The sequence below is a fragment of the Halorubrum miltondacostae genome (genome assembly GCF_041379815.1).
Classification (GTDB): domain Archaea; phylum Halobacteriota; class Halobacteria; order Halobacteriales; family Haloferacaceae; genus Halorubrum; species Halorubrum miltondacostae.
The window spans coordinates 1-18,887 of record NZ_JBEDNY010000009.1 but is presented as its reverse complement, the minus strand read 5'-3'; the positions used below and the strand labels follow the sequence as shown (position 1 = coordinate 18,887).

Sequence of the window (18,887 nt, the reverse complement as noted above, 5' to 3'; positions counted from 1 at the left end):
ATCCTGACTATGACCACGCTCCACATCACCGTCGGCGACCGAGAACAGCTTCGCCAAGACACGCTCCAGTTCGTCCAGGACAGCGACGCTGACGACCTCGACAGCCAGGATGGAAAAGCGACGCTCCAATTCGGCACCTACGACGACTTCGTTGACAGTCTTACCCCACTCCGCCTCGAGCTCATCCGGGCGATCGCGGAGGAGACTCCTGAGAGTATGCGCGAGGCGGCCCGTCTCGTCGATCGCGATGTGTCTGATGTCCACTCGGATCTGAAGCAGCTCGAAGTGCTGGGTATCCTCACCCTCGAAGCGGGCGGGCCCAGCGGCGCGATCCAGCCCGTTGTCCCGTTCGATCGGATCGAGGTTCACATCGACTACCCGCTTATCGATCGCGACGACGCCGATAGCGCCTCCGCGAGTGCGTAGCACGAGAACTCAGATATGACCATTTCTTTTTGTACACACGTGAGTGGTGAACCCCGAACGACAACTCACCACCCGCCGTCGACGGCGCGCTGGTACGCGGTCACGGCTTGCTCGACGATCACGCCGAGGTCGGACTCCGGAACGTTCTTCGCTGCCTCATCGATCACCTCGAAGTTCCGAAGGAGGGAGTCGACAGTCTTCGAGTCCTCGACGAACTCCGCGTAGTCCATTCCCTCCGTGAAGCGCTCGATCTTCTCGACGGCTTCGAGAATGTCGTCGAGATAGTCGAGGACCTCGGTCATACATAAACGAGGTCCTCGGTGACGCGGGATTCGATCCGCGGTTTCAGCGAGTCCTTCGTCACGAGGTCGACCTCGACGCCGAGTTCGTCGGTCAATTCGTTCTCCAGCCGAACGAGATCGAACAATGTCACCGACTCCTCGAACGCGACGAGGACGTCGAGATCGCTGTCGGAGCGCTGTTCGCCCCGCGCGTACGAGCCGAAGATCCCCAGCTCGCTGATCGGATACTCCCGTTCGAGTCGCGGCTTGAGCCGCGCGAGTCGCGTCGGGATGTTCCCGGCCGGAGCTATAGTATCTGCTCCGGGTTCGTCCGATAACTGTGTTGTGGTCATCCGGGGGACCGTCTGGGTGATTAATATTGTCCGTGGCTCGATCGCCTACATCCGGTACTGCTCCCGGTCTTAATGGGTCTTCGTGGCGGAGCGCACTTCAATGATTCACAGATTCATTGACTCACTGATTTGGACTATCTCGAGCGATGGATGTCGAGGTCGTGGTCACATTCCTTTTTCACATGTAGAGAAACATGTATGATGCGAGAGCCAGTACGCGTAGGTATGGCAAGTAAACTACCCCACCCTACTTCGCTCACCGCATACGCGGTTCGCTCGTTGAGGGTGGGGCTTTGATGTGGACTCCTGGCAATCAGTCGCCAGCAATAGGCTGGTAACTCTCGCCGTTCACCGTCCCACCATTCACACGCACGTCTACTGGTGCGTCTCCGCTCCCCGACTTGGGCGAGGAACGGAGTTTGTGTTGTCGCTTCCGGGCGTACCGCACGCCAATATTCTTTGCGGCGTTGTAATCCGCGTTCACCTCGTACCCGCATTTCTGGCACTCGAACTGTTCGCCGTGGCGGTTCGCTTCGTGCGTGAACCCACAATCCGTCCGAGAACAGCGCTGGGACGTGCGGTTCGGCTCAACTTGCTCCACGGAGACGCCTTGTTCTGGCGCTTTGTACTCGACGTACTCGGCGAGGCGTCGGAACGCCCAGACGTGGTGCCACTTCGCGTATGGAAGTCGCTCACGGATGTCCGTTAACTCCTCGAACACGATCACGTCGCAGTCGTGTTCGACGGCTTCCTCGACGATTTCGTTGGCGACGGTGTGGATGTACTGTTTTCTCCATGCCTCTTCGCGCTTTCCGAGGCGAAGCAGGGCATTGTGTGCGGCCTGCGTGCCACACTGTTGTATCTCACCACGCCGCTTCTCGAACTCGCGGCACCAATGGTCGTAATCGTCACCTTGCCAGAACGTGCCGGTCGAAGCTACTGCGAGGCTGTTGACGCCGAGGTCGATACCGAGGACTGTTTGGTGCCCGGTATCTGCCGAACCCTCGGACTCGTCGTCATCGTACTTCCGGGTCGTAATGTGGAAGTAGAACTCGTCGGTCGCCTTGTCGTATTGGAGTGTACTCGCCCGGAACTCATACTCGTCCGAAAGAACGTACTGTTCGTAGGGCGTCGGGCTGTCCGCCGGGAGTTCAAACTCACACTCGACGCGCCCGTTGACGGTTGAGAGTGAAACTTTGTTCCGGTAGAACGTCGCACTCCGCTTGTCGTAGACCATGCTCCACGACGTGAACTCTGGTTGGCTCACACGCTTCCCTTGTTTCCACCGTTCAATGCACCCTTTCGTCGCTTGGACGGCGCGTCGGATGGCCTCTTGAACGAGGTTGGCAGTGAGATCAGTTTCCTCCCGCAGCTCCGCGTATAGCGCGTCACGCGCAGTTGAGTTCGCCGTAACGCAGTTTGTGTAGGAGCGACCGTCCCAACAGAAGTCGGCGGCGCGGTTCGCACAGTAAAGGAACTGGCGGGCTGACTGGTGGAGGTCGTCGCGTCGCTTATCGGGAACGATGAGTTTGACCGGCGCGGTTCGACGCACCTCCATATTTCAGATTACCACCTGACGGTACTTATACTCTCGGGAGTCGGGTGGCTACTGTCGTGCGGTTGCGTCGTCCTCAGTCGGTTTCCTCTCCAACCTACTCGCTCGCTACACTCGCTCCTTGAGGTCGGAGGCTCCACCTTGAATTATGCTGAAGAAGGCCCTGAGGAAACGAAGGTGAGCGACCGGGGAATGGTGACAATCCCTGCCGACCTCCGTCGGCGTCTCGACATCGAACCGGGGGACAAGCTTCGGTGGACCACCGACGGAGAAGGGAATCTCTCCGTCGAAATCGTCCATCAGCGTGAGGGGGTCTTCGACGACTTCGAGCCGGTGGATGTTGGCGAGACGAATGCAGTCGAAGTCGAGAGCGAGTTCGGGGCGGAGTGATGCCGGTTGCCCTCCTAGACACCAACGTCCTCTTCGCCAGTGTAAGCGCCCGCGACGACTATCATAACCGCGCTCAGGAGATTGTCCGAGGTATCGACCACGGCGACCTCCCGGATGTTATACCGAACCGTCTCGCTGTTCATGAATGTTCTAATGGTTCAAAGCAACAACCCTCGGTGACAACGATACACGGAGTTCTCGAAGTCTTCTCAACTTCCTGTATCGGGGAGTAGCTGCCGAATTAGCTATGAAATTAGTCAGCTTCAGCGGTGGTGTATCTAGCCATACCGGTCTCTGTGGGACGTGTTTCTGAGGAGACGTACTCGTCACTCACCATTTAGGATTTCTTGGGCGCGCTCGCGAACGCGCTCACCGTCGCGGTCACGGTAGGACTTGTGTGTTGTCTCGATGCTCTGATGACGGAGCGCCTCCTGAGCGGCCTCTGCGTCGTGGGTATAGAGTTCGTCCCCGAGGCCACGTCGGGCGCCGTGTAGTTTCAGATGCTCGCCATCGGAGCCGACCAGCCCTGACGCGTCGGAGTGTTCGCGGAGGATGCGCCGTGCCCCGCCGATGGAGAGCGCCGGCGGCGTACCGCCGTGCTCGCGGTAGACATCCAACACCGTGTCTGGTGTGAAGCGGTCGTCGTCTTCGTCGACGCCGTCGAGTATGCGAGCGCCGGCGTAGAGTGACGGAGGGTGTCGCGTCACCCAGACAGGCCAGTCCTCATCCCTGGGGTTCTGGCGCCGATAGTGGTCCGCCAGCCGCGTCCTTCCGGCGTCAAGGAGCGGGGCTTCCTCGATGTCTTGGGACTTCCCGAGGACAGACAGCGTCCCCGCGTCGAGGTCGACATCGCGCCACCGAAGACCGTTGCGTCGGTCGTTGTCCAGGTCACGGAAGAGTTCGGCGCCGCGGGCCCCAGAGTAAGCGACCGTGGCGATGAGGGCCCGCTCGCGGGCAGCATCCGCCGGCGTGACCCATCCCTGCTTGTCGTCGAGGGCGGCGTCGAAGTACCAGTCCGTCCAGCGGACGATCTGCTTGCGCGTCGCCGGACTCCAGAACTGCTGGCCGTCGTCGGTCGTGCCGAGTGACTCATCAGGGAGTTCGTCCTCGACGTGATGGCTCTTTGCAGGGTTTTCCGAGAGGAGGTCGCGTTTGACGAGGTACTCCAGCCACGCACGCACCCGAGCGAAGTACTGGTGGGCGGTGGCTCCGCTGATGCCGTGGGGTTTTCCCTGTTGCTCGCGCGTCTGGACGCGGCGGTCGAGGTGCTGGGCGTAGCCTTCGAGGAGTCGCGTCGAAATCGACTCGACGTCCTCGACGCCACGGTCGGCGGCGAATTCTTCGAAACGCTCCAGCAGGCGTTTCGAGTCGGTGGCGTACCGTCCGGAGTCGCCGACCTTCCCCTTCGACTGGACGAACTGCTGTATTGCCGCCTCGAAGGTGGTTCTGTCGGCGTCTTCCCTGGAGGTAACGCCGTCCTGAGTGTCGTCCATTCCGTTGACCGACCCGACGGCGGCGACCTCCATAATTCTACCGTCGCTTATTCGATTAAGCACAAGTAGAATGTGTAGATGTGCTAAAATGCCGATATTAGGGTATACAGAATTGATACCCTCAGAATCAGACTCTAGATATAGATAATAAATTGTATGTCGCTATATAAAATTCGGCGCCCCGCAGAAGTTGAGACTGACCTTCTCAATACATATGGGATTCTGGCGTAGTTCATAAATAGTATGAAGACGTAGTTTGGTATAGAACGATGGCACGAATCACTGGCTCCTATCCAGACGACCTCGACCTCCTCATCGAGGGTGCTGTTGAGGCTGGTGTGTTTGGTGGCAAGAGCGATGCATTGCGAGAGTTCGTGCGTGAATACTTCGAGGACCACGAGAACGAACGTATTGCAGCTGCGGTGGCCCTCTACGAACGCGAGCGTATCACGCTCGGTGATGCCGCGAGACTCGCTGATGTCGATCGGTGGACGATGCGTGACATCCTCCGTGAGCACGGTGTTGAACTCCGCCTCGGACTTGTTGACGAAGACGACGCAGCGTACGAGGTGGAGGCAGCAAGCGAACTCGAATTCGATGATGAGGACTCGGGCAACGAGGGATCGTCTGCGAAATGACCGGTGGTGATATTCCAGCGAATCCGAGCGTCTTGAACACGACTGTCCTCTCGAACTTTTCGTACATCAATCAGCTGTGGGTAGTTGCTGGCCTCTCCGGAATCTGTACGGTACCAGTCGTTCGTGAGGAGCTCGAACACGGCGTCGATAATCACCCATATCTCCAGGAAGCACTCGATACGCTTGATGACGAAATCCTAGTCGCGACTATTTCGGATACTGTCGCAAACAGAGAAGCCGTTGTTGGTGGGCATCTCGACCCCGGGGAAGCACAGGCGTTCGCCCTCGCCGACGCACAAGACGGTCGACTGCTGACAGACGACGGAGATGCCCGGTCGTTTGCGAAAGACCAGGGTGTGACTGTTGTCGGGTCGGTTGGCGTTCTGTTGGCTGCAATCGATGCTGGGAAAATCGATGAAGCCACTGCTGACGAGTGGCTGTCGACGTGGATCGATGAGATCGGCTACTACGTCCCGTACCGAACGATCGCCGAGTATCGGTGACGGGCTTGCTCGGAGTTCGAAACACCTGATTAGTGTGACTGTGAACACGTCTATTACCAATGAGTGAAGTCGACAGGCGGCTGCCCGAAGAGAGCGAACAACGGTTTCTGGATCTGTACGCTCATCTATTAGTGTATGTCAACGACCGATTCGATGTCATCGAAGAGATCGAAACGGTCGCTGATCTTGAACAACACTACACTGACGAGCTTCTCCCGCTCCGAAACACGCTGTACAGCGAGTCGACGATGGAGTTGATAGAGGACTTCGTTGAAGAGAACCCTCCCGACCTGTCGGAGACCAATCTCGAACAGGTCGCAGCGTGGACTGACTTCGTCGCCGGTGAGTTCGTCGTCGTCCGCTATCGCGAGGACGACGCGATCTTCCTCGATTGGACAGAACCGGCGCAAGCCTACGCAGTCCGCCCGGCTCGGCTTCCGTTCGCCGAGCTGTGGGACGAGTCCGCACTTCCAGTCCCAGTTTCGAGTGTCGTCCTATTGCCGTTCGAGGACCAGATCGTCTACGACGGGTGGATCGGGGTCAAGAACATCATCTTCGGGGGTTCCCTCAGTACTGACATCGATGACGAGTACGAAGAGGCCAAACATCGCTTCGGCATCATCGACTCGCTTCCAGTACCCGAGGAAGACGAAAAGACGGACGCCGAGGAGTTGCGCTTCTACATGAAGAACAAGCGCAACCGAGAGCGTTATGCGTCGGAGATCGAGCAGTTGCGGGAGAAAACCGACGAACTGGAGCGGATCTACCACCAGGAAATGGGGAAGGCCCGAGCCCGCAGCTTGGGTCGCGAACTGCGCGAGTTGGGACTCAATGAAGCCTATGTAGCGATTTACGATGATCGGATTATCACTAGTGCCCCATCCGAATCCGAGGTTCGCAAGCTACTCGAAGGGATTATGCCTGCTGGGAAGGCTGACCAACCCTACATCTACCACTTCGATCCCTGAACGGGAGTACACAGCCTACGACCGGAGTTGCGTGACAGTCGACGCGATTTCGCTTTTGCTCGGTTCGCTTGAGAACTCGAATACTCTGTCTCCACCACCGAAGGCGTACCTCTGGTAGGAGACATCGACGTGAATCCAGCATTCGACATCGCTGTCTGTTGCCTCATACTCGGCTTCGCCTGTATTTTCTCCGTGTTTCAGCACGTTGAGCAGGTATTCTTCGATATGTTTCGCATTCGCGATTCGCAAGAGGTGGTCGGCAGCGACGTTGTCCAACACATCTGCTGGGGTTCCGTATCCGTCGCCGATGAGATAGAACTCGCCATCGTACTCGTGCGACTCGATCTGAACACGGAGCGCGTACGTCTCAGCCATACCGGTAGTTCCGAAGAAACACGTATCAGACGATCTGTTACGAACACTACCCATGTGGCCGCGTTGTGAACAAGATTTAGTCGGAATGACGCACAACCACAGCATATGTCTTTCACCGCCAGCTGGCACACGCTTCTCGACGAACTCGACGATCTTCCCGAGAGTGCGACGCTCATCACGCCGCTCTCTCATCAGCGATTTCGTATTACTGACGTACAAGAAGCTCGCGTCATCATTCACTTTGAAGACAAAGGTGAGACGCGGCCGCTCCAGCGCGATCAGTTCGAAACGCTCTATCGCCGAATCGAGGACGCCCCTGATGGGTTTGACCTCGATCGTCTCCCGGCGGATGCGGCTCCATACCCTGCGGTGTTGAGTGTCCATCCACGGTTCGAGGTTGATGAGGACGCTGGCGTCATCACACAATCAGAGGTCGCGACGGCGACGCAGGTGGTGGGCGCGGAACAGGAACCCACAGATCAAGAACGAACAGAACCCGACGGACTGGATGTCTACTCGGACGCGCTCCTCCTCATCGACGCACTCGAACGTCACGATGTGACAGATCTCCCTGAACTAGAGACGAACGCGTTGGTGAATCTTTACACACTGCTTTCGGATGTCCAGCGAGATGCCAATGATTTCCGCCAAGAGGTCGCGGATGTCCTCCTCGCTCGACTCCATCACGACCGTCCAGTGTCCGGGCAGTACGGCTCTGTCCAACGGACGAGTCGACGCAATCGCTCGCTCAAAGACGACGAGAAGGTGCTGGAACAGCTGGAGAACGCTGGCATCGACCGTGAGCGTGTACTGAGCGTCGACCGCTCGAAAGTCGATGAAGCACTTGAAGTCACTACGCTCTCCGACTCCGATGTGTACGAGGTCGGAGAAAGCGAATACGTTCGCAAAGCGGAGGTCGATGAAGATGTGAAAGAATCCCGGCTCCAGGGGCTGAAGGACCGACTCGCTGCTAGCGAGGACGATGAGGCGAACCAGCTCCGAGCGGAGATCGAAGAGCTCGAACAGCGTATCGACGATCTCACCAGTTTCCGCACAGGTACGGAGATGCAAGGATGACTGCCTACCGCTTTCGCGTCAAGTTCGACCCCGATCCGACGTCACTGTGGCGGGATCTCGTTGTCGGCGCGGATAGAACGATCACTGAATTTCAGTCGGCGATCAACCCTGCAGTCGGGCTTGACCAGGGCCACCTCTGGTTCGTCGGAGAGGGTGAAGACTACTGGGACAGCGCCGTCAAATACCAGTGCCCGCAAGAGTACGAGGAGTCGCTTGGTGGCGATCCGGTATTGCGTACGGAACGGATTGAGAATGCCGGTGAGGTGACGATCGGCGAGATGACCCGACAGCTCGGTCTCGAACAGTACGATCGCATCTGCTATCTCTACGACTACGGCGATGAATGGCGGTTCTACGCCATCTTGAAGGAGGTTCTCAGTGATGAGTCGAGCGACAAAGAACCGGAGATCGTAAAAGAGAAAGGCGATCCTATCGACGACCAGTACGCCTCTCCGGGAACCACTGAAAGCGATCCGCCGCTCCCTGATCCACTCTATTCAGTGCTCCCTGAAACTGCGGTCCCCGTTGCGGATCTTCGTGAGTTGGGGAAGCGCGATGATATCGTCCACGTCATTCCACTACTCAGTCTCGAAACTGGGTTCGGGGCGGTTTGCGAGCGGTTTGAGATTCAGTTCGAGGATACGGGGTACGTCCTCGAAAACTTCCAGCCGGGGTGGCAGGTCGTTGAGGAAGTCGATGGGGTAGACAAGACGGAGGAAAAACTCCTCGCGGCCCTTGCAGACGCAGTACGTGAGTGGCACGCTGAAATCGCAGAGATATCAGGTGTCATGACGGGACAGCATTTCGGTGAAGAGACGGTTGAAGCGATGCATGTCGAATTGGAAGCAGAACTCGAACGGAAGGGATACGGCCACCTGTAGTCTGCTCTCTTGACTGTCCGTCGAAGAGAACGAGTTCTTGGCTGTGACATGTCCAGCGTCCCGTAGTGGCACCAACCTGTGAGTCTCGCCGGAGTGTCTTTCGTCGGATCGCACACCAGCAGCACGTCGAGTGGCCCACATATGACTCGACACCGCTGTACGATCGAACCTCGCTCGCCGGGTTAGAATCGGACGTTCGAGTCGTCTCAAGTGTCTGGTTTACGCATCCTGACCATGACTCACTCGAACAGTTTGTCTGCTCGATTCCTCTGGCCTACTTCCGCTTCGAGGCCCACGACTGCTACGGAAGTTCGACACACTTCGCGCTGAGGTCGTGAAACTCGAGCGGAAGATAGCCTCCCACCCCACATTTCCGCTGCAGATCTCCGGAATATCGACGCTTCAGACGATCTCCCGCAGCCGTCTTTCTGTGGTCCACACACGGGGACCCCCAGTTTGGAGTGAGGTCCCCAGAAGACAAGAGATGGTCCAACCGACATCATGAACTCGGGAGGTCACCAGAATATAGCACGGGATATATAAAGAATCTCTAACACTAACTTCTTGTTAGCTCTAACAGACAATTACAGCACTTTATTCTCTATTTTTATTGTTTAGTGATTGCCTTTACCAATACATATATATTACAGTATTAGTGGTAGTATAGTATATGTCGAGACGAACTGATGGTTGTATTCTAGCGATTTCTTTCTAGTCTATCTCTCGGTAAAGAGGCTGGGTTGAGGTGGCTCAGACAATACGAGAAGCAGAAAAGAGAATCATCTCAAAAAACTCACACCGTGAGGGAGAGTACTAGTTCATCTGGAATTCCCCGGCTCTATTGCGCCGCCGATCCCCTTGATACACTCACTCCAAACTGGGGGTCCCCCTCTCTATTAATTTTCTGACAATCTCACTCCAAACCGGGGGTTCCCCGTATCAGATCTCCAAGATGCTCACTCCAAACTAGGGGTGGGTTGAGATGCCTCTCACTCCAAACTGGGGGGCATAGAATAATTTCTTATCTACGGCAAAACCGAGTAGAAGCCTATATACTCAGCAAACTCACTCCAAATTAGGGGCGGCAGACTTATGCACCCCACGCACAACCTCGAACCATGGGCGACACAGACGATAGCGGATTCTCGGTCGACCAAGTGATTGGGAGCTCGCCACGAATCTTCCAGAACAAGTCTCTCGTCTCGGTCGGTACTGTCCCCGACGAAGACCGAATTGTCGGGCGGCAAGAGGAAATTACGAACGTCGCACTCAGCCTCGAGGATATTATTTACAACGACGTGCCGGACAATATCCAAATCTATGGAAAGACAGGTACCGGGAAGAGCCTCGTCTCACGGCACGTCTCTTCAAAAATCACTGAACGTGCCCAAGAGAACGGCGTCCATGCGACCAATGTGTACGTCGACTGTAACGCCAACAACACCATCACCCGCGCTTCACGAACACTATATTTCTCAGTCTTCGACGAACTAGACGACAAATACGGCGTCAAAGCCCAACCTAGCATCTCTCCACCCCCTAAGCGTGGGGTCGGCTGGAAGACGTACACCGAGGAGCTCTGGGACATCGTCGACGACTACTACGACGGGCTAGTGATCATCCTCGACGAGATCGATCTGTTCAAAGACTTCAATAACCTCCTCCATGCCCTCTCTCGCGCCCGTGAAAACGACGAGATAGAGACCTACATCTCCATCGTGCTCATCAGCAACAAGACGACACAGTTCCGAAACAAGGTCAACCAGCGCGTCAAAAGCTCGATGGGCGGGTCCGAATTCGTGTTCTCGGCGTACAACGCCGAACAGCTGGAGAATATCCTCGAGAATCGTCGCGATGCCTTCGAGGAAGGTGTCCTCGGCGACAACACGATTGGAAGAGCAGCAGAGCTCGCGGCCGACGAACACGGCGACGCCCGAAAAGCGATCGAGTTGTTAAACAAGGCCGGGATGATGGCGCGACGGAACATGGATGAGACCGTCACCGAAAACCACGTCACCGAGGCACGAGACCTCGTTGAAGCGGATCTCCTCTCGAAAAGCATCAGCACACTTCCGGATCAGGCGAAGCTGGTCTTGTATACGCTGACGAAGCGACTTAACGGGAGAGGCGACACCGCCTCAACGTCGCAAGTCTATGATCGGTATCAGACCGTCGCGAAGGACGTTGAATCAAACGTCCTTGGCTACCAACGTGTTTCGGACCTCCTCGATGAATTGGAGTTCCTCGGCGTAACGATGAGCGAACGAAAGGGCCGCGGCGACAGACGTGGGATCAAAAAGGACCACGAACTGAACCACCGCCCGGCGATCGTGCTCGCAGCGACACTCGCTGAAGACCCCCGACTACAAACCCTCGAAAGCGTCTCCTCACCTGAAGATATTCTCCAGTGAACCTGCCCGCAATCGCCTGCTTCTTTGCTAGTTCAAATGCGCCAACAACAAACCAACCGGCACTCTCAGCTCGCACCTGAAACCACGCATCACAACCCCGCTAAGCCCACTGTAGTCTCAACTTCACTGGCGCGGATTGCTTGATATCGGGTCACGTACGGTTCTCGTCTGCGCATCAGCTAGCAAAGATCACAAACACCTTTTCATTTTGAATAGAAGCGGCAGTATGTTCGGAACGAGCGGCGTTCGGGGCCGCGTCGGCGATGAGATCACCGCCGCACTCGCACTCGATATCGGACGTGCACTTGTGACAGACGGCGCCGAGAGCATCGTCCTCGGCCGTGACGCACGCGAGAGCGGGCCCACGCTGAGTCGCGCCGTCTCGGCCGGTGTCACGGAGTGTGGCGGCGACGTGATCGACGTGGGCGTCCAGCCGACGCCGACCGTCGCCAGAAGCGTTGTCCGCGAGGGGGCCGACGCCGGCGTCGTCGTCACCGCATCGCACAACCCGTCACCCGACAACGGGATCAAGCTCTGGGCAGCCGACGGGCGAGCGTTTGACGAGGATGCGAACGCTCGCATCACAAAACTCATCGAGACAGGGACGTTCGAGCTCGTGGCGTGGGACGAGCTCGGCGAGTACCGTCGTCAAGGGGGCGCACGGGATCATCACGAACGTGTACTTCGCGAATCAGTGGACATTCCCGACGACCTCTCCGTTGTCGTCGATCTCGGGAACGGCGTCGGGCGCGTCACCGCTGACGCGCTCCACGCGGCCGGCTGTGACGCGAAGACGCTTAATGGGCAGCGCGACGGCCGGTTCCCGGGGCGGCCCAGCGAGCCGACTGCCGCGAACTGCGAGACGGCCTGCGCGGTGGTCGAGGCAACCGACGCTGACCTCGGCGTCGTCCACGACGGCGACGCCGACCGGATGATGGCGATCGACGAGCGAGGCCGGTTCGTCTCTGGCGACGCGCTGCTCGCGCTGTTCGCCCGGCGCGAGGTCAAGGCGGGCGACCGCGTGGCAGTCCCAGTCGACACGAGCCTCCTCGTCGCTGACGTGCTCGCCGACGTCGGCGCTGACGTGACGTACACGCCCGTCGGCGACGCGTACGTCGCCGCCGCCACGACAGAACCGGACGTGGTATTCGGCGGCGAGCCCAGCGGGGCGTGGATCTGGCCCGAGCAGACGCGGTGTCCCGACGGCCCCCTCGCCGCCTGCACCTTGGCCGCGATCGTGGGCGCCGAGGGGTCACTGGCCGCGACGGTCGACGCGCTGCCCGGCTACCCGATCCGGCGGGACTCGGTGCGGACCGAGGCGAAGCGTGCGATTGTCGACCGCGTCGCGGACCTCGCCGGCGAGGAGTTCGATGACGTCTCGACGCTCGACGGGATCCGGGTGGGGACGGACGCAGGGTGGTTCCTCGTGCGCGCGAGCGGGACCGAGCCGCTGGTGCGGCTCACCGCCGAGGCGCGCGACGAGGCCGATGCCGAGGGGCTATTCGAAACGGCCCGGGACCTCATCGATCGAGCCGCCGCCGACCATAGCGGCTAAATCCCGGCCCGCCGTCGACCCCACACATGTACGGAGTCGTGCTCGCGGCCGGCCGCGGAACCCGCATGCGGCCGCTGACGGATCGTCGTCCGAAACCGCTCCTGCCGGTCGGTGACCGCTCGCTGCTCGAACGTGTGTTCGACACCGCGATCGACGTCGTCGACGAGTTCGTCGTTGTGACCGGCTACCGCGGAGAAGCGATCCGCGAGACAATTGGGGAGTCGTACCTGGATCACCCGGTCCACTACGTCGAGCAGGCGGAGGCGCTGGGGACGGCTCACGCCGTGGCACAGGCCGAACCGGTCGTCGACGACGACTTCCTCGTGCTCAACGGCGACGTGGTCGTGGACGCGTCACTCCCCCGAGCGCTCGCCGAGGCCGAGAGGACGGCTGTCGCGGCCACCGAGGTCCCGGACCCGCGGGCGTATGGCGTACTCTCGACGGCTGATGACGGCTCGCTTGCTGGCATCGTCGAGAAGCCCGACGACCCGCCGACGAATTTCGCGAACGTCGGCTGTTACGCGTTCGGGCCAGAGGTGTTCGAGTATATCGACAGAACACCCGAGAGCGAACGCGGCGAGTACGAGATCACGACAACGATCGAGCTCCTCCTCGACGACGGCCATCAGATCGACGTGGCGCGGTACGACGGCACCTGGCTCGACGTCGGGCGTCCGTGGGAGCTCTTAGAGGCGAACGAACTGGCGCTCGCGGAGTACGACGACGACCCCGAACTCGCCGGCACCGTCGAAGACGACGTCCACCTCCACGGGCCGGTCGTCGTGGAGGAGGGCGCGCGAGTGCGCTCGGGAGCCTACGTCGAGGGACCTGCGTTGATCCGCGAGGGCGCTGACGTTGGGCCGAACGCGTACGTCCGCGGGGCGACGGTGATCGGTCCGGACGCCCACGTCGGCCACGCGGTCGAGGTGAAGAACTCGGTGCTGATGGCCGACGCCTCGGTTGGCCACCTCTCGTACGTCGGCGACTCGGTACTCGGCCGCGCGGTGAACTTCGGTGCGGGGACGAACGTCGCCAACCTCCGCCACGACGGCGAGAACGTCCGCCTCGGCGTGAAGGGCGACCGCGTCGACACCGGGCGCCGGAAGCTCGGTGTCATCGTCGGCGACGGCGCGAAGACGGGGATCAACACCTCGCTGAACGCCGGCGTGAAGCTCGGCGCCGACGAGGCGACCGGGCCGGGCGAGTCCTTGACGCGCGACCGGCTCTCGGAGTAGCGTCGCCGTCGGCCGGCGGGGCGCCGACGCGCTCGCGAGCGATTTAACACCCGGGCGGGTAAACGTCAATTCATGAACAACGACTCGGTGACCGCGGTGATCCTCGCCGCGGGTGAGGGGCGTCGGCTAGCCCCGCTGACGAACCGGCGACCGAAGCCGATGGTCCCGGTGGCGAATCGTCCGCTTCTCGAACACGTGGTCGAGGCGATCACGGCGACCGCGATCGACCGGATCGTCTTCGTCGTCGGCTACAAGCAGGAACGCATCCGGAACCACTTCGGCGACGGCGACAACTGGGGTGTGACGATCGAATACGTCGAGCAGGCCACCCAATTGGGAACCGGTCACGCCGTGTTACAGGCCGAGCCGGTCGTCGACGGGCCTTTCGTCGTGCTCAACGGCGACCGGATCGTCGACCCCGAGATCGTCTCGCAACTGCGCGACAGCGCGGTTGAAGCCGACCTCCCCGCGATGGCGGTCACGAGCGTGGCGCATCCCCGTCAGTACGGCGTCGTCAGCCTCGACGGCGAGCGTGTGACCGCCATCGACGAGAAGCCGGAGGGAACCGTCGAGACGAACCAGATCAACGCCGGCGTCTACGCGTTCTCGCCGGCCATATTCGACGCGATCCGCGAGACGCACGCGCCCGGCGAGCTGGCGATCACGGCGACGCTCGACGACCTCGCCGCGAACGAGTCGCTGTCGGCGGTGCGATACGACGGCCGCTGGCTCGACGTGTCGAACCTCTGGGACCTGCTGACCGTGAACGCGGCGCTGATCGGCGAGTCGAGCGAGACTGGGGCTGACGGTCTCGTCCTCGGCGACTCGGTGACCGTCGCCGACGACGTGGCCCTCGCGGGCAACGTCCGCGTCGGCCCCAACGTGACGATCGGTGGCAGCACCGCGATCGGGAGCAATGCGACGATCGAGGCGGGCGCGGTCGTCGAGAATGCGGTGATTTTCCCCGACGCGGTGATCGGCGCCGGGGCCGTGGTCCGGAACGCGATCGTCGCGGGCAACGTGCGAATCGGCCCGAACGCGACGGTCGCGGGCGAGGCGGCGACGGTCGTCGTCGGCGACGCGGTCCACCACGGCGTGGCACTCGCCGGCGTGGTCGGCGATAACGCGTCGGTCGGGGCGGGCGCGACGCTCACGGACGGCGCGGTCGTTGGCGATGACGTCGACGCCGACGCGGGGGTCGTCATCGACGACCGAATCGAATCTGGCGCGGTCGTCCGGAGGGGGTAACCATGTGTGGGATCACCGGCTACATCGGCGACGGGATCGTGTTGGACGACAGTGGCGACGACACCACGAGCGACGGCGGGGTCACCGGCGTCGGCGACATCGTCCACGAGGGGCTTCGCAACCTGGAGTACCGCGGCTACGACTCCGCCGGCGTCGCGCTCGTCGGCGCGTCGAGTGGGCTCACCGTCGCGAAGCGGTCGGGCGAGGTGGACAACCTCACCGTGCCGGACGTCCCGGACGCGACGCTGGGCGTCGGTCACACGCGCTGGAGCACGCACGGCCCGCCGACCGACGCGAACGCCCACCCGCACACGGACTGCGCCGGCGACGTCGCGGTCGTCCACAACGGGATCGTCGAGAACCACGAGGCGCTAAAACGGGAATTGTCTGATCACAAGTTCACGAGCGACACCGACACCGAGGTCATCCCGCATCTGATCGAGGCGGAACTCGCGGCCGATCCGGAACTAGATCTCCTCGATGCGGTCCAAGCCGTTGAAGATCGCTTGGAAGGGAGCTACGCGATCTGTGCGGTCCGCGAGACCGGCGACCGGATCGTCGTCGCGCGCCGCGGGAGCCCGCTCGTGTTGGGCCGGGACGACGACGCGACGTTCGTCGCCAGCGACGTGACCGCGTTCCTCGAGCACACTCGCGATGTGATGTATCTGGAGGACGGCGACGTGGCTGCGCTATCAGCCGACGGCGTCGAGATCTACGCCGACGGCGACCTTGTCGACCGCGGTGTGGAGACCGTGACTTGGGAGGCCGACGCCGCCGAGAAAGGCGGGTACGAACACTACATGCGCAAGGAGATCCACGAGCAGCCCGAGTCGCTCCGCCAGACGATCGCGGGACGCCTCGACGTCGACGCCGGCGACGTCGAGCTCGACGTCTCGTTCCCGCCGGGCTTTCTCGCCGATCTGGAGGAGATCCAGATCGTTGCCTGCGGCACTTCCAACTACGCGGGCCGCTACGCCGCGCAGCTGTTCGAGGAGCTCGCGGGAGTACGTGCGACAGTCGAGATCGCCAGCGAGTACGAGTTCGGCGCGGGACGCACCCCGGACCGGACGCTGGTGGTCGCTGTGACCCAGAGCGGGGAGACGGCCGACACGCTCGGCGCGGTCCGGCGCGCGAACGCCGCGGGCGCGCGGACGTTCGCCGTGACGAACACCCTCGGAAGCACGGTGACGCGGGAGGTCGACGGGACGGCGTTTATCAGGGCCGGCCCGGAAATCGGCGTCGCCGCGACGAAGACGTTCGCCTCGCAGGTGGCGACGCTCGCGATGCTCGCGGTGGCCGTGGGTCGCGACCGCGGCGCGCTTGCGGCCGCCGACGCGCGGTCGGTCCTGGAGGACCTGCAAGGGCTTCCGGGTGCAGTCCAGCAGGTGCTCGACGAGGAACCGCAGGTTCGAGAGGCCGCTCGCGAGTACCGGGACAGCGAGGCGTTCTTTTTTGTGGGGCGAGCGTTAGGGGTGCCCGTCGCTTTGGAGGGCGCGTTGAAGCTCAAAGAGATCTCGTATGACCACGCCGAGGGGTTCGCCGCGGGCGAGCTGAAACACGGGCCCCTAGCGTTGGTGACTCCCGACACGCCCGTGTTGGCCGTGTTGACCGACGGCGCCCGGGCCGACGAAACGATGAACAACGTCACCGAGGCGCAGACGCGCGGGGCGCCGGCGCTGGGGTGTGTCTCCGACGGCGAGGAGTACAACACGCTGGATGTGTCGTTCGACGTGCCCGACGTCGGGATCGTCGAGCCGTTGGTGGCGAACGTGTACCTGCAGTTATTTGCGTATCACGTGGCGAACGAGAAGGGCCGACCGATCGACAAGCCGCGGAACCTCGCGAAGAGCGTTACCGTCGAGTGAATATTCCGCTCTCGCCTCATGGAACGGACCTGTGCTCGGGGTAGAAATTGACTGACTTCGTCCAATTTGACTGATCCATAAGTCGAATCGGCAGCAGGAGACTTTTTTCGATTCCTCGCAGAGGATCGCGTATGGCCCCCGCAATTGCGCACTTTTTACTCGGCGCCACCCTTCTACTCACGGCGGCGGTGCCGTTCGTGCTTCGGTACGACTTCGATCGCGAACACGCGATCTGGCTGATCCCGCTTGGAGGCCTGTGGGGACTCGCTCCCGACATCCACAACATCGCACCCATTGCCGCGGAGTCGTTGTACGCGCTCCACAACACGCCGTGGGCAGATCTGTTCGGGTTCCACTACACGCTCGATCGGCCGGCCGTCAGAGCACGCTACGACGCGAGCGTGTTCGGCTCCATCACCGCGTTTCTGATCGGCGTTGCCGGGTTTTGGACCGCAGGTCGAGTTCGACGTGCGGCGCTCGTTGCTCGCCGACCGGTTGAACACGTGCTCGTAACGGGGGTCGCAACCGTTCTCGCGAGTGCCCTCGCGACGTTAGCACTCTGGGTCGCCGTTAGCGTCCAGGACGGTTTCTCGCTTGTGGCCGGACTTATCGGACGCTCCAGCGTGCTCGTGGGTGCGCTGCTGACGATTCTCGCTGGGTGTGCGCTCGGCGTGGTCTGTTCGGTGCTATTGGAGGTCACGCTCTCCGAACCGACGCGTATCGATCCCGTGTCAACCGCAGGCGTTGGGCTCTTGATTGGGGTGGGTGTGTGGCTGATCGTCGTTCCCGTGGCGTTCGCTGTTGTCTCCGGAGTCGGAATTCCGCTCCTCCATCTTGGTAGTTTGGCTGCGTTGCTGGTGTACGGTGTCTTCTTCGGCTCCGTCTACGGTATCGTGCGTGGAGCGTTCAGCTCGCGTGCGGCAGTGCGAATTGACATCGATTCGCTGAGACCCTAACAAGAATCAACGTATAGTATCTCTCGGCCGTTCGGACAGCGAGATATCGATGTGATCGAGAATCTCGATGATCCGCTGTCGAATCGGGTGATGTCCTAGCTGTACACGTTCTGTCTGGCCATCTTCCACGGGTGTCTCCTCGTCTAGCCGTCGGACTGTGGGGAGTACGGGACCTCGGACCCGATCGATCTATCTCGCAGCGAAACGAGGCGATACTTCGAAGCTCGCGTCATTCACGCCAGCAGCAGGCGAACTGGTCCAGGATGTAGAAAGTGGGATTCTAACAGTCGGTGATGGCGATACAACGGACGGGCGTCCAGTTCAACCGACGCTGGAAGTGTATCGCTCAACTGAACAGACCATCCCAAGGGGCAATCAGACGACTCTAATGTTCGATTCTGTCGAACTGAATGATTTCCCTGAGTCACCGCTTGATGCCAGCACGGGGGAACTCACGATCCCTTCGGATGGCCTCAATCTGATTGCCGGCCAAGTGACGTGGGGTAGAACGAACGTCACGTCGGGCGAATTCCATCGTACGCGGCTCTATGATTCAGCGGAGAGCATTCATGGAAACTTGGCACATGTCTCTGTCGTTAGTGACTTCGTAACCAATCCGTTACAGCGGGAATACGAGTTCACTGCTGGGGAAACCATTCGGATGGATGTGGATGTGG

General features: G+C 60.5%; 19 protein-coding genes and 2 pseudogenes. 16 read left to right on the top strand and 5 right to left on the bottom strand.

What is annotated here, in order from left to right:
- Positions 1 to 9 precede the first annotated feature (9 nt).
- Entirely contained in the window at positions 10 to 426 is a 417-nt protein-coding gene (locus tag ABNG04_RS17265; protein ID WP_089769330.1) for an HVO_A0114 family putative DNA-binding protein, read from the top strand.
- Positions 427 to 491: 65 nt separating this feature from the next.
- Here the strand turns inward: ABNG04_RS17265 and ABNG04_RS17260 are convergent, their stop codons facing one another.
- The 3 genes from ABNG04_RS17260 to ABNG04_RS17250 form a co-directional block, all read right to left on the bottom strand.
- Complete coding sequence (locus ABNG04_RS17260) at positions 492 to 728, bottom strand: HepT-like ribonuclease domain-containing protein (RefSeq protein WP_285271187.1); 237 nt, start codon at positions 726 to 728, stop codon at positions 492 to 494.
- Positions 725 to 1,060 carry a nucleotidyltransferase family protein gene (locus ABNG04_RS17255; protein WP_089769327.1) on the bottom strand — a complete coding sequence of 112 codons (336 nt, stop codon included), beginning with the start codon at positions 1,058 to 1,060 and terminating at the stop codon, positions 725 to 727. Before ABNG04_RS17255 ends, ABNG04_RS17260 begins: the two co-directional genes overlap by 4 nt.
- A gap of 313 nt (positions 1,061 to 1,373) precedes the next feature.
- Positions 1,374 to 2,618, bottom strand: coding sequence for an RNA-guided endonuclease InsQ/TnpB family protein (locus tag ABNG04_RS17250; RefSeq protein WP_089769325.1), 1,245 nt, complete (start codon positions 2,616 to 2,618; stop codon positions 1,374 to 1,376).
- A gap of 174 nt (positions 2,619 to 2,792) precedes the next feature.
- On the opposite strand from ABNG04_RS17250, the gene ABNG04_RS17245 reads away from it, so the two are divergent.
- Positions 2,793 to 3,005, top strand: a complete 213-nt coding sequence (locus ABNG04_RS17245; protein WP_371163598.1) for an AbrB/MazE/SpoVT family DNA-binding domain-containing protein — start codon at positions 2,793 to 2,795, stop codon at positions 3,003 to 3,005.
- Positions 3,005 to 3,125 (top strand): annotated as a pseudogene (locus tag ABNG04_RS17240) (VapC toxin family PIN domain ribonuclease); the annotation flags it as partial. The gene ABNG04_RS17245 and the pseudogene ABNG04_RS17240, both read left to right, overlap by 1 nt.
- Positions 3,126 to 3,331: 206 nt before the next feature.
- Here the strand turns inward: ABNG04_RS17240 and ABNG04_RS17235 are convergent.
- Positions 3,332 to 4,531: a tyrosine-type recombinase/integrase gene (locus ABNG04_RS17235; protein WP_371163597.1), complete on the bottom strand. Its 1,200-nt coding sequence runs from the start codon at positions 4,529 to 4,531 to the stop codon at positions 3,332 to 3,334.
- 236 nt (positions 4,532 to 4,767) lie between these two features.
- Here ABNG04_RS17235 and ABNG04_RS17230 point away from each other — a divergent pair, with 236 nt between their 5' ends.
- Genes ABNG04_RS17230 through ABNG04_RS17220 form a run of 3 tightly spaced genes read left to right on the top strand, consistent with a single transcriptional unit; the run spans position 4,768 to position 6,607 of the window.
- The gene (locus ABNG04_RS17230; protein WP_053968309.1) at positions 4,768 to 5,136 is read left to right on the top strand and encodes a UPF0175 family protein; all 369 of its coding nucleotides are present in this window, start codon (positions 4,768 to 4,770) and stop codon (positions 5,134 to 5,136) included.
- Positions 5,133 to 5,639, top strand: coding sequence for a PIN domain-containing protein (locus tag ABNG04_RS17225; RefSeq protein WP_371163596.1), 507 nt, complete (start codon positions 5,133 to 5,135; stop codon positions 5,637 to 5,639). Before ABNG04_RS17230 ends, ABNG04_RS17225 begins: the two co-directional genes overlap by 4 nt.
- 59 nt (positions 5,640 to 5,698) lie before the next feature.
- Positions 5,699 to 6,607: a hypothetical protein gene (locus tag ABNG04_RS17220; RefSeq protein WP_371163595.1), complete on the top strand. Its 909-nt coding sequence runs from the start codon at positions 5,699 to 5,701 to the stop codon at positions 6,605 to 6,607.
- A gap of 15 nt (positions 6,608 to 6,622) precedes the next feature.
- Here ABNG04_RS17220 and ABNG04_RS17215 read toward each other — a convergent pair whose 3' ends face one another.
- Positions 6,623 to 6,982: a hypothetical protein gene (locus ABNG04_RS17215; RefSeq protein ID WP_371163594.1), complete on the bottom strand. Its 360-nt coding sequence runs from the start codon at positions 6,980 to 6,982 to the stop codon at positions 6,623 to 6,625.
- 105 nt (positions 6,983 to 7,087) lie between these two features.
- Between ABNG04_RS17215 and ABNG04_RS17210 the strand changes: the two genes are divergently transcribed.
- The 10 genes and pseudogenes from ABNG04_RS17210 to ABNG04_RS17165 form a co-directional block, all read left to right on the top strand.
- Positions 7,088 to 8,059: a DUF7983 family protein gene (locus ABNG04_RS17210; RefSeq protein WP_371163593.1), complete on the top strand. Its 972-nt coding sequence runs from the start codon at positions 7,088 to 7,090 to the stop codon at positions 8,057 to 8,059.
- On the top strand, positions 8,056 to 8,940 hold the full coding sequence (locus tag ABNG04_RS17205) for a DUF7964 domain-containing protein (RefSeq protein WP_371163592.1): 885 nt from the start codon (positions 8,056 to 8,058) through the stop codon (positions 8,938 to 8,940). The genes ABNG04_RS17210 and ABNG04_RS17205 overlap by 4 nt, the downstream gene beginning before the upstream one ends.
- Before the next feature lie 1,118 nt (positions 8,941 to 10,058).
- Positions 10,059 to 11,351, top strand: a complete 1,293-nt coding sequence (locus ABNG04_RS17200; protein ID WP_371163591.1) for a Cdc6/Cdc18 family protein — start codon at positions 10,059 to 10,061, stop codon at positions 11,349 to 11,351.
- A gap of 226 nt (positions 11,352 to 11,577) precedes the next feature.
- Positions 11,578 to 12,906, top strand: coding sequence for a phosphoglucosamine mutase (gene glmM / locus ABNG04_RS17195; protein ID WP_371163590.1), 1,329 nt, complete (start codon positions 11,578 to 11,580; stop codon positions 12,904 to 12,906).
- A gap of 26 nt (positions 12,907 to 12,932) precedes the next feature.
- Positions 12,933 to 14,141, top strand: coding sequence for a bifunctional sugar-1-phosphate nucleotidylyltransferase/acetyltransferase (gene glmU / locus ABNG04_RS17190; RefSeq protein ID WP_371163589.1), 1,209 nt, complete (start codon positions 12,933 to 12,935; stop codon positions 14,139 to 14,141).
- Positions 14,142 to 14,213: 72 nt separating this feature from the next.
- Positions 14,214 to 15,389 carry a sugar phosphate nucleotidyltransferase gene (locus tag ABNG04_RS17185; protein WP_371163588.1) on the top strand — a complete coding sequence of 392 codons (1,176 nt, stop codon included), beginning with the start codon at positions 14,214 to 14,216 and terminating at the stop codon, positions 15,387 to 15,389.
- A gap of 2 nt (positions 15,390 to 15,391) precedes the next feature.
- Positions 15,392 to 17,254, top strand: coding sequence for a glutamine--fructose-6-phosphate transaminase (isomerizing) (gene glmS, locus ABNG04_RS17180; protein ID WP_371163587.1), 1,863 nt, complete (start codon positions 15,392 to 15,394; stop codon positions 17,252 to 17,254).
- Between the two features lie 131 nt (positions 17,255 to 17,385).
- A complete protein-coding gene (locus tag ABNG04_RS17175; protein WP_371163586.1) occupies positions 17,386 to 18,210 on the top strand; it encodes a hypothetical protein in 825 nt (274 codons plus the stop codon).
- A gap of 157 nt (positions 18,211 to 18,367) precedes the next feature.
- Positions 18,368 to 18,502 (top strand): annotated as a pseudogene (locus ABNG04_RS17170) (hypothetical protein); the annotation flags it as partial.
- Positions 18,503 to 18,598: 96 nt separating this feature from the next.
- Positions 18,599 to 18,887, top strand: a 289-nt coding sequence (locus ABNG04_RS17165) for a hypothetical protein (protein ID WP_371163653.1), incomplete at its 3' end; no start/stop codon positions are given.